Here is a 14,452-nt window from a genome sequence, read left to right as displayed (position 1 = left end):
CATCGGCATCGGTCACCCATGTCAAAATTGAACTGAACCGTTCAGTTTTGACATTTGCTTGAGTGGGCGGCATATGTCAATCATGAACTGAACGGTTCAGTTTAGAGAAAAATCAATGACCACACGCGCCCCGCCGCGAGGCGGTGGAACTCGAGATCCTCGGAGCGCCGGCCTCGCGCCGACCCAGCGCGATCGCAAGGTCGGCTCGATCCTGGCGGCCGCCCGCGCGCTCTTTCTCGACCACGGCTTTGACACGGTCAGCATGGACATGGTCGCTCGGCAGGCGCCGGTGTCGAAAGCGACACTCTATGCGCATTTCGCCAGCAAGGAAGAGCTGTTCACCGCCGTGGTCGTCGACGAGGCCGAGCGGATGACGGATGAGATCGGGCGGATCGTAACCGGCAGAAGCGATATTGCCGCTGTGCTCAAGCGCGTCGCCGAGAAGTTCGTCGACATCTTCCTATCGGAGCAGGCCATGTTCCTGCAGCGTGCCGTCATCGGCGTGGTGCCGCGATTTCCGTCGATCGGCGCCGCCATCTTCGAGAGCGGCCCCAAAGCGCTGACGGAGCACCTGGCGGCCTTCCTCGGCGAGGCCCATCGGGCAAGCAAGCTGCATGTTCCGAACCCGACGCTGGCGGCGAAGCAGTTCCTGAGCCTCGTCAGAGGCGATCTCGACATCACGCGCCTGCTGCTGCCTGCGGCGGTGCCGAGCCGGGCCGAGCTCGAGACGCAGATCAAGGCCGGGATCGACCTGTTCCTTCACTTTTACGCACCGTTCGAGACGTAGCAGCTGCCCGGCGCGCAGGCGCCTCAACCCGGAACGACGGCCGTCGGAGGAAGCGCTTCGCAGCGGCTTGAAAACAGGCGTTCTCCGATAAAATCGACGAAGACGCGGACCTTCGGCGAGAGATTGCGGCTGGAGGGCCAGATCAGGCTGAAATGGCCGGGAGCGTCGATGTGTTCGTCGAGCAGGGTGTGCAGCTCGCCCTTCGCCAGCGGATCACGCGCCAGGAAATCCGGTATGCAGCCGATACCGAGGCCAGCGATGGTTGAGCCGCGCAGCGCCTCCATGTTGTTGCAGGTCAAGACCGTGCGTGTGCGCAGCTCCGGTTCTCCAGCCGGCAGTGTGAGTGGCCATGCTTGAATCTTGCCGCTGTTGGGAAAACGGAAGCGGACACCGAGATGCCCGTCGAGGTCGCGCGGGCACTCTGGCTTACCGTGGCGCTCCAGATAGGATGGTGCGGCACAGAGCAGCAGCTGGAATGGGCGCAGCCGCCGCGCCATCAGGCGCGAATCCGGGAGATCTCCGCTGCGAATCGCGACATCGACGCCCTCGTCGATCAGATCGACGAGGCGGTCGTTGAAATCGAGATCGACCTCGATCTCGGGATAGCGCGCCATGAACTCCGGCAGAACCGGCAAGAGCAGATGATAGCTCACGATCGGCGCGCTGATCCGCAGGCGTCCACGCGGCACATCCATCGTGTGAGCGAGCATCGCGCGGGCATCGTCGAGATCGTCGAGAATGCGCCGGCAGCGCTCGTGAAAAGCGCGCCCCTCCTCGGTCAGGCGCAGGCTGCGCGTAGAACGCTGGAACAGGCGGATGCCGAGCTGCTGTTCGAGTTTGGTCACGGCCTTGCCGACCGCGGAGGCGGAAAGCCCGAGCACGCGCCCGGCCACGACAAAACTGCCGAAATCGGCGGTCCGGACGAAGGCCGTCAGGCCGGTCAGCGAATCCATCCTTACCCCCTCGATACGTGGTTATTCGAGCGAATTCTTCCGATATGATCGGAATATGAAGCCACTTGGCTCCAATTAGATCGATAATATCCTGTTTCGACCGCAAGGCGAGCGCCAGCTGGGGTCGCTGCGCCGTTGTCGAACAAGGCATCCAATCCATGACGCAAACCATCACGCGGCCGAGCACGGCCCGACAGGCGCTCGTGCTCCTTTCCGTCTGCCTTGCCGCCGCCGCGATGCCACTCACCTTCACGGGGCCGGCTGTGGCGCTTCCTGCCATCGGCAAAACGCTGGGCGGCAGCCCGATCGCACTCAACTGGGTCACCAACGCCTTCATGCTGACCTTCGGATCGAGCCTGATGGCAGCGGGCGGGCTCGCGGATGCCTATGGCCGCAAGCGCCTCTTCCTCATCGGCGTTGGCGCATTCGGGATGATCTCCGCGGCACTCGCCGTTGCACCCGACATCCTCTGGTTCGATCTGGGGCGGGCGGCCCAGGGCATCGCCGCGGCGGCCGCCTTTTCCGGCGGCATGGCGGCACTCGCGCAGGAATTCGAGGGGCGCGCGCGCATCCGTGCCTTCAGCATCGTCGGCACGAGCTTTGGTGTCGGCCTTGCCTTCGGACCGATCGCGTCGGGATTAATGATCGATGCCTTCGGCTGGCGCAGCATCTTTGGGCTCGTGGTCGTTCTGGCCGCGCTCGCCCTGGCGCTCGGGGCACGCTTCCTGCGCGAAACGCGCGACCCGGACGCCACCGGACTCGACTGGCCGGGCGCCCTCTCCTTCACCCTGGCCCTGGCGCTCTTTACCTATGGCGTCCTGCTGGCGCCGGAGCGCGGCTGGGCCGAGCCGACCGTGATGACCCTGTTGGCGGGCTCCGCCGCGCTCTTCATCGCCTTCGGCGTGATCGAACGGCGCGTCGCTCGGCCGATGCTCGACCTCACCTTGTTCCGCTACCCCCGCTTCGTCGGGGTGCAACTGCTCGCGGCGGCGCCGGCCTATGCCTTCGTCGTGCTGCTGATCCTGCTGCCGGTGCGTTTTATCGGCATCGAGGGCCTGAGCGAGATCGCTGCCGGCCGGCTGATGATCGCACTCTCCGCACCTTTGCTGGCTCTCCCTTTCGCGGCTGGCCTGCTGACGCGCTGGTTCGCACCGGCGGCGATCTGCGGCGTCGGCTTGTTGATCTGCGCTGTCGGCTTGTTCTGGCTGAGCCGCATGCCGCTCGGAAGCGAGACAATGGGTGTCGCCATGCCAATGGCCCTGATCGGCATCGGCATCAGCCTCCCCTGGGGGCTGATGGACGGGCTTGCCGTCAGCGTCGTGCCCAAGGAGCGCGCCGGCATGGCAACCGGCATTTTCAGCACCACCCGTGTGGCCGGCGAAGGTGTGGCGCTCGCCGTGGTCAGCGCCGTGTTATCCGCCTTGACAGCGGGGCATCTGGCGGCTGGTGCGGCGGCGGCCCATGCCGGCCCGGCGGCCCAGCTGCTCGTCACCGGCGATATCGTGGCCGCGGCCGCCCTGCCGCTGATGAGCCGCGCGGCGCTCATGCAAAGCTATGGCGACGCCTTCGCGACATTGCTCCTGATGCTCTGCGCCATCACGATCCTCACCGCGATCGTCGTCTTCGCTTTCCTCGGCCGGAGGGCGGAAACGGGAACCGAGCCAGTGGTGGAGAGGGAAGAGCGCCTCTGCACATCGCAAGCCTGACCCGGCTCGCCACCCGCGGCACGCCCAGGACGACAAGGGCGCCGCAAGCCGCGAGTGGCTTGCGGCGCCCTGATCAGCAAGTTCTCGCTCTTGATTCAGCGGTCGCTAGAAATATTGAACAATCGTCGACCTCTCCATAGGTCGATATACTTATTTTGCTGAAGGTATTGATTGCCAGCCTGAATTGAACCCGAATGCTGGCCAGCACGATTGATCCGGCCGCCGGGGCTGAGGGCGACGCGGACCAGACCCATCTGCCCTTCGAAGATCGGGCGCGGTCGCACTGTTCCAGCCTGTCCTGAGAGCGCATCATGACATCGAGAAACGAGAATTTCGCGGCCCTGGTCGGCAATACGCCGCTCCTCGAACTGGGCCGCTTCGCAGAAGAGCTGAAGCTCGGCGCCCGTATCCTGGCCAAGATCGAGTATCTGAACCCCGCCGGCAGCATCAAGGACCGGACGGCCTGGGGCCTCATCCGCGAGGCCGAGGAGAGCGGCCGGTTGAAGCCCGGCCAGCAGATCGTCGACCTGACCAGCGGCAATACCGGGATCGGGCTCGCGGCGCTGGCCGCGGCACGCGGCTATCCTTCGAAATTCTACCTGCGCAACACGATCAGCGAGGACAAGCTCAAGCTGCTCGCTCATTACGGCGCCGAGATCGTCCTGATCGACAACAGCGTCTTCCTCGAACCCGGCGCCATCCACGCGATCATCGATCGGGTGCGCCGCGAGAATCCGGACGCCTATTACACCAATCAGCGCGCCAATCCGGCCAATCCGCGCGTCCATTTCGAGACGACGGGCCCCGAGATCTGGCGGGATACAGCCGGGGAAGTCGATATCTTCGTGGCGGCCGTCGGCACCGGCGGCACGATCTCCGGCACGGGGCGCTTCCTGAAGCAACAGAACCCGGAGGTGCAGGTCGTCGTCGTCGAGCCCGGCCCCGCCTCGGTGCCCTCGCTGGACGCTCCCTATCCGGACAGCATCGAGGGCGTCCACAAGGTGACGGAGGTCGAGCCCGGCTACCTACCAGAGAATTTCGACGCTTCCGTCGTCGACGAGGTGATCGTCACCGAGACGGCGCAGGCGCGGGACTTCGCGCGGATCCTGGCGCAGCGCGAAGGCATCCTGGCCGGGACGTCGTCGGGCGCGGTGCTGTTCGCCGCCACGACGCTCGCAAGGCGGCCCGAAAATGCCGGCAAGACGATCGTCGCCATCGTCGCCGATAGCGGCGAGCGCTATCTCAGCCCGCCGAAGCTCGGGCCCGCCCTTTCGAGCGAGGTGGGGGCGCCCGCTCTGGAAGCCGCCACGGCCTGACACCCGCTCGATGCGGCGACGATGTCGATCGCCTCGCCGCTTCGCCGGATACAAAACAAATCATCGCTTCCTGTCACGCAAAACGCATATTCTGTTTCATTGCCAATAATAATAACCCGAGCAATAATCTTGAACGCGACGGCGCTTTCAGCGTCTTCGCCGCGGGATTTGCTGGAGCAGCTTGCGCCGCGTCAACAACGCTAAAAGCACCACGATGTCTCGTGGGCTCCTTTTGTTTTGGAGACGCGAATGTCCATGACGTTCAGCACTGCAGAATCGGCGGCAAGCCTGCTCTTCCACCGGCGGCTCTGACCTTCGGTACCCGAAGCCGGGCCGCCTTTGCGCGCCCGCCTCGATCCCATTCACAACCCGGGCAACGCGATCTCGTGCCAGCCGCCATGGCGGCTGCACGACCGGAAAAGCGCGCCTGCCCCGATTCCCTCATCAAGCCAGATCGGGACGCCGCCATGTCCACTCTCACGGAATATCTCGCCCAGAAGCGCGACGCCCTGCTGCGCCGCAAGGCCCATGCCCGCTCGGGGGACGCCCGCCCCCTGCGACTTCAGGCGCAAGCCCATGCCGAGGGGCGCAGCGGCGTCCGGCGCATCCGCATCCGCGATTTCCAGGTGATCAGCGACAGTCCGCCGGATTTCGCCGGTTACGATCTCGGGCCGAGCTCGCCCGAACTGCTGCTCGGCGCGCTGTCGAGCTGCCTGACTCATACCTACCTGATCCAGGCCGCCGACCAGCAGATCGCTCTGGAGGATGTCTGGGTCGAGGTTCACGGCCAGCTCGACCCGCGCGCCGGAACGCCCGGCCACGAGACCACACCGATCTATCCGCACGAGCTGTCCTACACCGTCAGGCTCACGACGGACGTGACCGAACTCGACGCCCTGAATGCGGCCGTCGAGCGCTTCTGCCCGATCCTGAACCTGCTCCGGCAGGGCGTGACGGTGCGCGGCACCGTCGAGCGCGTCCCGGCCAGCCGCGCGGCAGCCTGACCCCTCCCCGAACGACCATGCAGCCGCGTGCAGAGCGGCAAGGAGCGACCATGACCCAGCAGACGACCTTCCTCTCCCGCCGCACCTTGTTGCGCGGAGCCGCGGCGCTCGCCGCCGCGCCGCTGGCCGGCCTTGCCGGGCACCATGCCTTCGCCCAGGCCACGCCGCTGAAGCAGCGCCAGACGATCAAGCTCGCCTGGGGGCAGACGGCGGTGTGCCAGTCGCCGATCTCGGTCGCGCTGAAGCAGGGCCTGTTCGAGAAGTACAATCTCGCGGTGGAGCCGGTGAATTTCAGCGGCCCGACCGACGCCCTGCTGCAGGCAATCGCGACCGGCCATGCCGATGGCGGCATCGGCATGGCGCTGCGCTGGCTGAAGCCGCTGGAGCAGGGCTTCGATGTCGGCCTCACCGTCGGCACCCATGGCGGCTGCATGCGGCTGCTGGTGCCTGAGGCCGCCAATATCCGCAGCCTGAAGGACCTCAAGGGCAAGTCGGTCGCGGTCACCGATCCGGCGAGCCCGGTGCGGAATTTCTTCGCCATCCGTCTCGCGGAGGTCGGGCTCGACCCCGAAAAGGATGTGAGCTGGGTGCAGTATCCGCAGGACCTGTTCGGCGAAGCTCTGAAGAAGGGCGAGGTCCAGGCGCTCGCGGGCGACGATCCGCATCTCTACCTGATCCGCGAGCGCGACAAGCTCGTCGAGCTCGCCACCAATCTCGAAGGCCAGTACGCGAAATCGACCTGCTGCGTGCTCGGCCTGCGCGGCGCCCTGATCCGCGACCAGCCCGAGGTGGCCGGCGCGATCTCGCGCGCCATCGTCGAAGCGCAGGCCTGGACGGCGGCCAATCCCGACAAGACGGCCGAGATCTTCGCGCCCTTCGTTCCGGCCAAGGTCACGCCCGAGACCGTGGCCGCGATCCTGCGCAGCCACACCCATGACCATCATTCCACCGGCGCGGCGCTGCGCGAGGATGTCGCGCTGTTCACCGAGCAGCTCAAGCTCGTCAACGTGATCCGCAAGAACACCGACGCCAAGGCCTTCGCGCAAAAGATCGTGCCCCATGTCCCCGTTTGAACAGACCGGCTCCGCATCGGCCTTCGACCAGCCGCGCCTGCAGGTCGACGGCTCGGTCCTGGCACGCGGCGCATTCGCCACGGCGGCCTGGACCGCAGTGGCGGCCTCCGTCACGCTGCTCGCCAACAAGAAGGTCGGCTTTGCCGACCCGCTCTATGTCGGCGAGACCAATGCCGGTTTCATCGGCTGGGCCGTGCTGCTGGCGCTGGCGACCGCCGTTGGGGCGCTCTGGCCGCCGCTCGGCCGGCGCCTCGGCCGCGCCGCGCCTTGGCTCGTCGTGCTCGCGCTCTTCGTCGGTGTCTGGGACCTACTGACGGCCAAGCTCGGCCTGCTGCCGGTGCCCTTCTTCGCCCCGCCCTCCGCGCTGGTCGAGGTCTATGCGGAGGACTGGCCTCGGCTCGGCGAGAGCGTGCTGCATTCGCTGCGCCTGCTGGCGCTGGGCTTCCTGTTCGGCACGATCTCCGGCTTCGTCACCGGCGTCGCGATCGGCTGGTCGCGCGGGCTCGGCTACTGGGTGCATCCGGTGCTGCGCTTCCTCGGGCCGATCCCTTCGACCGCGCTCCTGCCGATGGCGTTCTTCTTCTTCCCGTCGAGCTTCTCGGCGGCGATCTTCCTGATCGCGCTCGCCACCTGGTTCCCTGTTACGGTGCTGACCTGGTCCGGCGTCGCCAGCGTCGACAAGGCCTATTACGACGTCGCCCGGACTCTCGGCGCCGGCCGCGCCTTCCTGATCTTCAAGGTCGCGATTCCCGCCGCCCTGCCGCATGTCTTCGTCGGCCTGTTCATGGGGCTCGGCGCCTCGTTCTCGGTGCTCGTCGCGGCCGAGATGATGGGGGTCAAATCCGGCCTCGGCTACTATCTGCAATGGGCGCAGGGCTGGGCGGCCTATTCCAACATGTACGGCGCGCTGATCGTGATGGCGCTGATCTTCTCAGGGCTGATCACGCTGCTCTTCTCGGCACGCGACCGGTTGCTCGGCTGGCAGAAGGATGTGGTGAAATGGTAGCCGCACAGCTCGCTGTCTCGCCCTCGACCGGCATTCCCGCGTCCAACGGCGCCGAACTCTCGATCGCCGGCGTCTCGCATGAATTCGATCTCGAAGGCCGCCCGCTGCCGGTGCTCGACGATATCGATCTCGAGATCCGGGCCGGCGAATTCGTCGCCCTGCTCGGGCCGAGCGGCTGCGGCAAGTCGACCTTGCTGAGGCTGGTCGCCGGGCTCGAACAGCCCTCGCGGGGCCGGATCGCGGCGGCAGGGGAGGAGATCACCACGCCCGATCCCTCCCGCGTCGTCGTCTTCCAGGACCCGACGCTCTATCCCTGGCGCACGGTCTGGAAGAACGTCGCGCTCGGGCTGGAGGCGCGCGGCCTGCTCGCCAGCCAGAAGGGCCGCGTCGACGACGCCCTGAAGACGGTCGGCCTCGCCGGTTTCGAACGCGCCTTCCCGCGCCAGCTGTCCGGCGGCATGGCCCAGCGCGCCGCGCTGGCCCGTGCCCTCGTCAACGATCCCAGCGTGCTCATCCTCGACGAGCCGCTCGGCAAGCTCGACTCGCTGACGCGGATTGCCATGCAGACCGAGATCGCCGAGCTCTGGCGCCAGCGCGGTTTCACCACCCTGCTCGTCACCCATGATGTCGAGGAGGCGCTGTTCCTGGCCCAGCGCGTCATCGTGCTGAGCGAGCGCCCGGCCCGGATCAAGGCCGAGATCGTCAACGACCTGCCCTATCCGCGCCATCGCGGCGATCCACGCCTGGCGGAATTGCGTGGGCAGGCGCTCGCCCATCTCGGGCTCGACGCGAGCTGGTAAGCCCGCATCTCCCCTTCCCCATCGCAGGATCCTATCGATGTTTCGACGTCTCGGGCTGACGCTCGCCTTTGCCCTGGCCACATCGCAGGCCTTTGCCCATGCCCATCTCAAGACCGCATCGCCCGCCGAGGGCGCAACCGTCGCCGCGCCGAAGGAGATCACTCTCGGCTTCACCGAGGAGCTTGAGGTCAAGCTGAGCAGCATCACCGTCAAGGATGCGCGTGGCGGGGTCGTCAGCGCGGCACCGGCGGAGGCCGTGCCGGGCGACCGCAAGGCGCTGAAGGTCCGGCTCAAGCCGGTCTCGCCCGGAGCCTACAGCGTCGAATGGGCTGCGACCTCGGTCGACACCCACCGCGTCACCGGGCAGTATCGGTTCACCGTCAGGCCTTGATGTGGACGCTCTGATCGGGGCGGCACTGCCGGCGGCCCGCTGGCTCCACCTCGCCGCCCTGCTGTCCGGCCTCGGCATCGAGGCCTTTCGCCTGCTGTCGCAAGGCCCGCTCGCCACCACGCCGGGCGGCCGGCAACTGCTGCATCGACTGTCCTCCTGCAGCCGGCTCTCGCTCATCCTGGCGCTCGCGGGCGGGGCGGTCTGGTTCTGGCTGCAAGGCAGCGCCATGCTGGGCCGCCCCCTCGACAACCTCGCGAGCGTTGCCGCCATCGCGGAGACACGCTTCGGCGAAGTGCTGCTGGCGCGCGCCGGCCTGCTCGTCCTTGCAGGCTTGCTCCTGCGTGGCGAAGGCGTTGCCCGAACGGGTGCGCTGCTTCTCATGACCATCGCGGCCCTGCTGCAGGGCCTGCTCGGGCATGGTGCCGCCACCGGCTTCTGGACAACAGCGGCTCTGGGGCTTCACGTCCTGGCAGCCGGCCTGTGGCTCGGCGCATTGCCTCCCCTTCTGGCGGTATGCTGGCTCCTGCCGGCCCAGGCGCCCCTGCTCGCCCGCCGTTTCACGCCGCTCGGCCTGGCCTGCGTCGCCGTTCTCGCAGCCACATCCGTCCTTCAGCTGCAGGAGCTGGTCGGCACCTTGCCGGGGCTCATGGGCACCGCATACGGCCAGCTTGCGATCGTCAAGATCGCCCTGTTCGGCGGCCTCCTGCTGCTGGCTGCTGCCAACCGCTTTCGCTTCGTACCCGCGGCGGCAACCTCAGGCTCGACGCGTGCCCTCACCCTGTCGATCGCCACCGAAACCGGATTCGGGCTGGCCATCGTGGCCGTTGCGGCGGCACTGGCCAACGAGCCACCTGCGATCCACGAACAGCCGACCTGGCCTTTCGCCCTCAGGCCGGTGCCCGCCTTCTGGGACGATGCCTATCTGCGCGATGGGCTTTTCCGCCTGCTGACTCCTGTGGCGATTGCCCTTGCGCTTTTCTCCACCGCCCTATCGCTTCGCGAACTGCGCTGGCCAGCCCTTCTCGCCGGGGCCATCGCGTTGGCCTTCGTCCAGATTCCGCCATGGCGCCCCTATGTCGTCGCCGCGGTTCCAACGAGCTTCCAACTGTCTCCGACCGGCTATGCAGCGCGCTCCATCGCGACGGGCCGGGACCTGTTCCAGCGCGATTGCGCGAGCTGCCATGGCGCGGATACGCGCGGGCGCGGCCCCGTCGCGGTCACGCAATCCGTCTGGCCGCCAGACCTCTCCGCGCCGCTGATCGCCGGGCGCCCCGGCGGCGAGCTGTTCTGGTCGATCCGTCATGGCAGCGGCCCGATGCCGCCGAGCGCGCAACTGGGCGATGCCGCGATCTGGTCGCTGATCGACTTCATCCGCCTGCGCGCCGGAGCCCGCATCTTCTCGCCCCCGGAGATGCGCTGGTCCGGAGCGGTGCGCATGCCGGGCTTCGTCGCCCGCTGCGCTGACGGCACCCTCGTCACGCCCGGCAGCGGAGCGCCATTGCGTGTATGGATCGAACGCGACGCGCGTGGGGCCGGCGCGCGGGTGCAGGTCGACGCCGCGGCCGAGTCCTGCCCCGTCGAGGATCCCGAGCCATTGGCGGCAGCCCTTGCCGAAGTCACCGCCAGCACGACGGCGCCGGCGCTGGTTCTCGTCGATGCGAATGGTTGGCTACGGCGCGCGTTCAAGGCGGACGACAGCGCCGCGTTGGATATGGTCGCGTCCGAGTTCGCCGAGATTCGTCGACGCCCGCTGGATGGAGCCAGTCTCCATCACTGATGGCCGCTCCTGGCGCCGAGTGCCAAGGCCATCTCCGGGGACAATCGACACAGATCGTTCTCTTGCCGATCCGCGCAACGGGCTCGCCGCAAAATCGGATCACCCGGCGACACAAAAACAATCTTGACTGTTTGTAAATTGTGTCTCAGCCTCGGATTTCCTTCCGATGGCTTGGATCGATGCCAGAGAGTTCGACGTGAGCGGCAACAGGCGATCACAGAAAGAACGCAGCGCCGAGACTTCAACGCGGTTGCTGACGGCGACGATCGACCTTCTTCACGATCGTGGCCTTGCCCGCACCTCGACACCGGAAATCGCACGTCGAGCGGGGGTTTCGCGCGGCGCGTTGACACATCACTTCCCCAGCCGCGAGGCGATCATCAGCGCCTCCGTCGCCGATCTGCTCAGCAGGACCGCGCGTGACCTGCATCGCTTCGCCGAAGAGTTCATCGCGCGCGGCGGCTCGAGCGACGAGATCGTCGACTACATCTGGCGGATGATGGACGACCGCCTTTTCTACGTCACGATGGAATTCCTGCCGGAGGCGCGCCACAACGACGATTTCCGGGCGCAGCTCATCCCGACCGTTCGCGAATTCCATGCCGGTCTGGACGCGATCTGGACGGCGCTCGCCGTCCGCGCCGGAACCGACCCCGACCATACGCGCACGGTGATGAACGCCACGATGTGCCTCGTGCGCGGCATGATCAGCCAGACGGTGCTGCGGCCGAACGATCCGACCTACTATGACGGCATGCTTCAGTTCTGGAAGGGCCAGGTACGCCAGCAATTTCCGATCAAGCCCGTCATGGCCGGGAAACACAGGGCGGCGTCTTGAACGCAGCGCTGACGATCGCGGGGCTGAAGCTCTCCTTCTACGGCGTACACGTGCTGCGCGGCGTTGATTTCGCCGTTCCCGAAGGGTCGTTCACCGGGCTCATCGGCCCGAACGGGGCAAGTGCCTGCCTTCCTCGCTGCTCGCGCCGCCGCCGGCGCGGCCTGATCCCGCTCCGTCGTCTCCAGCCTCTTCGCCCGAAGGAACCGCCCCGTGGCCGCAACCCTCTTCACCAATGCCCGCATCGTCGATGGCACGGCGCCCGAGCCGGCTGAGCCGGTCAGCGTCCTCGTCGAGGGCGGAACGATCCGCGAGGTCGGCAAGGCGGTGACATCCGCCAAGGCGAGGACCGTCGATCTCAAGGGCCGCACCCTGATGCCGGGGCTGATCGACGCCCATGTCCATGTCGTCGCCGGCGTCGCCGATCTCGGCGCCAATGCGCGCCTGCCGGACTCGCTCGTGACCGCGCGCTCTTTCGTGATCATGCGCGAGATGCTGCTGCGCGGCTTCACCACGGTGCGCGATGTCGGCGGCGCCGATTTCGGCCTGAAGCAGGCGACGGAAGAAGGACACTTCCCGACGCCGCGCCTCGTCATCTCCGGCAAGGCGCTGAGCCAGACCGGCGGCCATGCCGATTTCCGTGGCCGCTACGACGACCGCCCGAGCGTGATCGAGCGCCATCGCCTGGGCGCGCTCGGGCGCATCTGCGACGGCGTCCCCGATGTTCGCCGTGCGGCGCGCGAGGAGCTGAAGGGCGGCGCCGACTTCATCAAGATCATGGCCAATGGCGGCTGCGCCTCGCCCACCGACCCGATCCATTTCCTCGGCTATTCGGTCAGTGAGCTCGAAGCCATCGTCGAAGAAGCCCGGATGGCAGGAACCTATGTTTCCGCCCATGTCTATACCGACGAGGCGATCCGCCGCTGCGTCGAGGCCGGCGTGCATTCGCTGGAGCATTGCAACCTGATCCAGCCCGAGACGGCCAAGCTCGCGGCCACGAAGGGAGCCGTCGCGGTGCCGACGCTGGTGACCTATGACAAGCTGGTCTCGGACGGGCCGAAGCTCGGCTTCCCGCCGGATTCGGTCGCGAAGGTCGACGTCGTGCGCTCGGCCGGCATGGACTCGCTGCGCATCATGCAGAAGGCGGGGCTGCCCATGGCCTATGGCAGCGACCTGCTCGGCGAGATGCATCGCTACCAGTCGGAGGAGTTCGTCATTCGCGGCCGGGCCTTGCCGGCGCAGGAGGTGATCGCCTCCGCGACCTTCATCGCGGCCAGGCTTCTGAAGCTCGAAGGCAAGATCGGGACGGTGGCGCCCGGCGCCCATGCCGACCTCGTCGTCGTCGATGGCGATCCGCTGCAGGATCTGTCGCTCCTCACGCGGCAGGGGCGACACATGCCGCTGATCATGAAGGGCGGCGATTTCATCAAGCGGACGAGCCTGAACTGAGCGGGGTCGTGGCCGGCTTCTCCCGGGAGACCGGCCGTCGACACGCGCTTGAGGGCATGCGCACTATTTCAGAATACCGGCCGCATCGCTCGGCCGGCCGGCGTGACGGGAGGCGGATATGACGGCGCTGCATTTCAAGAACTTCGCCCTGCTCGAACCGGAATTCGGCGAGCTGCGGCGCGGCTACGAGCTCCTCGTCGAGGGCGACACGATCCGCGAACTGTCGGAAAAGCCGCTGAAGGCTGCGAAGGCCGACGTGATCGATTGCGGCGGGCGCACATTGATGCCCGGCCTCATCGACAGCCACGTCCATGTCTTTCTCTCCGAGATCTATATCCGCAGCATGGAAAGCATGCCGCTGACGCTGATGACGGCGCGTGCCGTCCGGCTGATGAAGGGCATGCTCGACCGCGGCTTTACCACCGTGCGCGACACCGGCGGCGCCGATTGGGGCATCAAGGAAGCGGTCGAGAAAGGCGATGTCGCCGGTCCGCGGCTCTTCATCGCCGGCGCGGCGATCGGCCCGACCGGCGGCCACAGCGACCCGCGCCGGCGCACCGATTTCGGCGGGCGCTGCCATTGCTGCAACGCCATGGCCTATACGATGAACGTGTCGGACGGCGTGTCGTCCGTGCGCAAATCGGCCCGCGAGCAGATGCGGCTCGGTGCCGACCACATCAAGATCATGATGTCGGGTGGTGTCGCCAGCCCCTATGACCCGCTGGATTCGATGCAGTTCAGCGTCGATGAGGTGAAGGCCGCGGTCGAGGAGGCGAAGGCCTTCGGCCGCTATGTCTGTGCCCATGCCTATACGCCGGAGGCGATCACCCGGGCGGCGGAATGCGGCGTGCGCGCGATCGAGCACGGCAATCTGATCGACGACGCTTCGGCCAAGCTGATGGCGCAGAACGGCATGTTCCTGACCGCCAACCTCGTCGCCTATTACGCGATGAAGGAGCGCGCCGCCGAATTCGGCATGACCGGCGACATGCTGGCCAAGAACGACCTCGTCATCGACGGAGGCCTGCGCTCGCTGGAGATCTGCAAGCGCGCCGGCGTGCCGGTCGCCTTCGGCTCGGACCTGCTCGGTCAGCTCCAGGTCGAACAGTCCCGCGAGTTCCTGCTGCGGCGGGAAGTGCTCTCGCCGATCGAGATCATCCGCTCGGCGACGACGGTCGGTGCCCAAATCCTGCGCATGGAGGGCAAGCTCGGCACGTTGAAGGCCGGCGCCTATGCCGATCTCATCCTTGTCGACGGCGATCCGCTCAAGGATCTCGGCCTGTTTCAGGAGCAGGGGAAGCATCTGGCCGCGATCATCAAGGGCGGAGTCTTCCACAAGAACACGCTGCACTGAA

The 14,452-nt window shown here is 66.9% G+C and carries 13 protein-coding genes; 12 read left to right on the top strand and 1 reads right to left on the bottom strand.

The window, feature by feature from the left end; genetic code table 11:
- Window positions 1–115: 115 nt before the first annotated feature.
- Window positions 116–787, top strand: a complete 672-nt coding sequence (locus tag AB6806_RS02450; protein WP_142020474.1) for a TetR/AcrR family transcriptional regulator — start codon at window positions 116–118, stop codon at window positions 785–787.
- A gap of 23 nt (window positions 788–810) precedes the next feature.
- On the opposite strand, the gene AB6806_RS02445 is transcribed toward AB6806_RS02450, so the two are convergent.
- Window positions 811–1,740, bottom strand: a complete 930-nt coding sequence (locus AB6806_RS02445; RefSeq protein ID WP_370954037.1) for a LysR family transcriptional regulator — start codon at window positions 1,738–1,740, stop codon at window positions 811–813.
- A 158-nt stretch (window positions 1,741–1,898) separates the two neighbouring features.
- Here AB6806_RS02445 and AB6806_RS02440 point away from each other — a divergent pair, with 158 nt between their 5' ends.
- The 11 genes from AB6806_RS02440 to AB6806_RS02390 all read left to right on the top strand — a co-directional run bounded on the left by AB6806_RS02440 (window position 1,899) and on the right by AB6806_RS02390 (window position 14,451).
- Complete coding sequence (locus AB6806_RS02440; protein ID WP_142020473.1) at window positions 1,899–3,446, top strand: MFS transporter; 1,548 nt, start codon at window positions 1,899–1,901, stop codon at window positions 3,444–3,446.
- 311 nt (window positions 3,447–3,757) lie between these two features.
- Window positions 3,758–4,762, top strand: coding sequence for a PLP-dependent cysteine synthase family protein (locus AB6806_RS02435; RefSeq protein WP_142020472.1), 1,005 nt, complete (start codon window positions 3,758–3,760; stop codon window positions 4,760–4,762).
- A 467-nt stretch (window positions 4,763–5,229) separates the two neighbouring features.
- A complete protein-coding gene (locus AB6806_RS02430) occupies window positions 5,230–5,766 on the top strand; it encodes an OsmC family protein (protein WP_038361988.1) in 537 nt (178 codons plus the stop codon).
- Between the two features lie 50 nt (window positions 5,767–5,816).
- Window positions 5,817–6,839: an ABC transporter substrate-binding protein gene (locus AB6806_RS02425; RefSeq protein ID WP_142020471.1), complete on the top strand. Its 1,023-nt coding sequence runs from the start codon at window positions 5,817–5,819 to the stop codon at window positions 6,837–6,839.
- Window positions 6,826–7,845 carry an ABC transporter permease gene (locus tag AB6806_RS02420; RefSeq protein WP_038361986.1) on the top strand — a complete coding sequence of 340 codons (1,020 nt, stop codon included), beginning with the start codon at window positions 6,826–6,828 and terminating at the stop codon, window positions 7,843–7,845. The genes AB6806_RS02425 and AB6806_RS02420 overlap by 14 nt, the downstream gene beginning before the upstream one ends.
- The gene (locus tag AB6806_RS02415) at window positions 7,839–8,645 is read left to right on the top strand and encodes an ABC transporter ATP-binding protein (RefSeq protein WP_113253268.1); all 807 of its coding nucleotides are present in this window, start codon (window positions 7,839–7,841) and stop codon (window positions 8,643–8,645) included. Before AB6806_RS02420 ends, AB6806_RS02415 begins: the two co-directional genes overlap by 7 nt.
- A gap of 37 nt (window positions 8,646–8,682) precedes the next feature.
- Window positions 8,683–9,036, top strand: a complete 354-nt coding sequence (gene copC, locus AB6806_RS02410) for a copper homeostasis periplasmic binding protein CopC (protein ID WP_142020470.1) — start codon at window positions 8,683–8,685, stop codon at window positions 9,034–9,036.
- Between the two features lies 1 nt (window position 9,037).
- The gene (locus AB6806_RS02405; protein WP_142020469.1) at window positions 9,038–10,813 is read left to right on the top strand and encodes a CopD family protein; all 1,776 of its coding nucleotides are present in this window, start codon (window positions 9,038–9,040) and stop codon (window positions 10,811–10,813) included.
- 196 nt (window positions 10,814–11,009) lie between these two features.
- Window positions 11,010–11,651, top strand: coding sequence for a TetR/AcrR family transcriptional regulator (locus AB6806_RS02400; protein WP_370954301.1), 642 nt, complete (start codon window positions 11,010–11,012; stop codon window positions 11,649–11,651).
- A gap of 210 nt (window positions 11,652–11,861) precedes the next feature.
- On the top strand, window positions 11,862–13,097 hold the full coding sequence (locus tag AB6806_RS02395; protein ID WP_142020468.1) for a metal-dependent hydrolase family protein: 1,236 nt from the start codon (window positions 11,862–11,864) through the stop codon (window positions 13,095–13,097).
- Window positions 13,098–13,215: 118 nt separating this feature from the next.
- Entirely contained in the window at window positions 13,216–14,451 is a 1,236-nt protein-coding gene (locus tag AB6806_RS02390; RefSeq protein WP_142020467.1) for a metal-dependent hydrolase family protein, read from the top strand.
- Window position 14,452 lies beyond the last annotated feature (1 nt).

It is taken from the genome of Allobosea sp. RCC_152_1, assembly GCF_041360765.1.
Lineage (GTDB): Bacteria > Pseudomonadota > Alphaproteobacteria > Rhizobiales > Beijerinckiaceae > Allobosea > Allobosea spartocytisi.
Note: the sequence above shows the minus strand (reverse complement) of the source record. Positions and strands in the feature narration are given on the sequence as shown.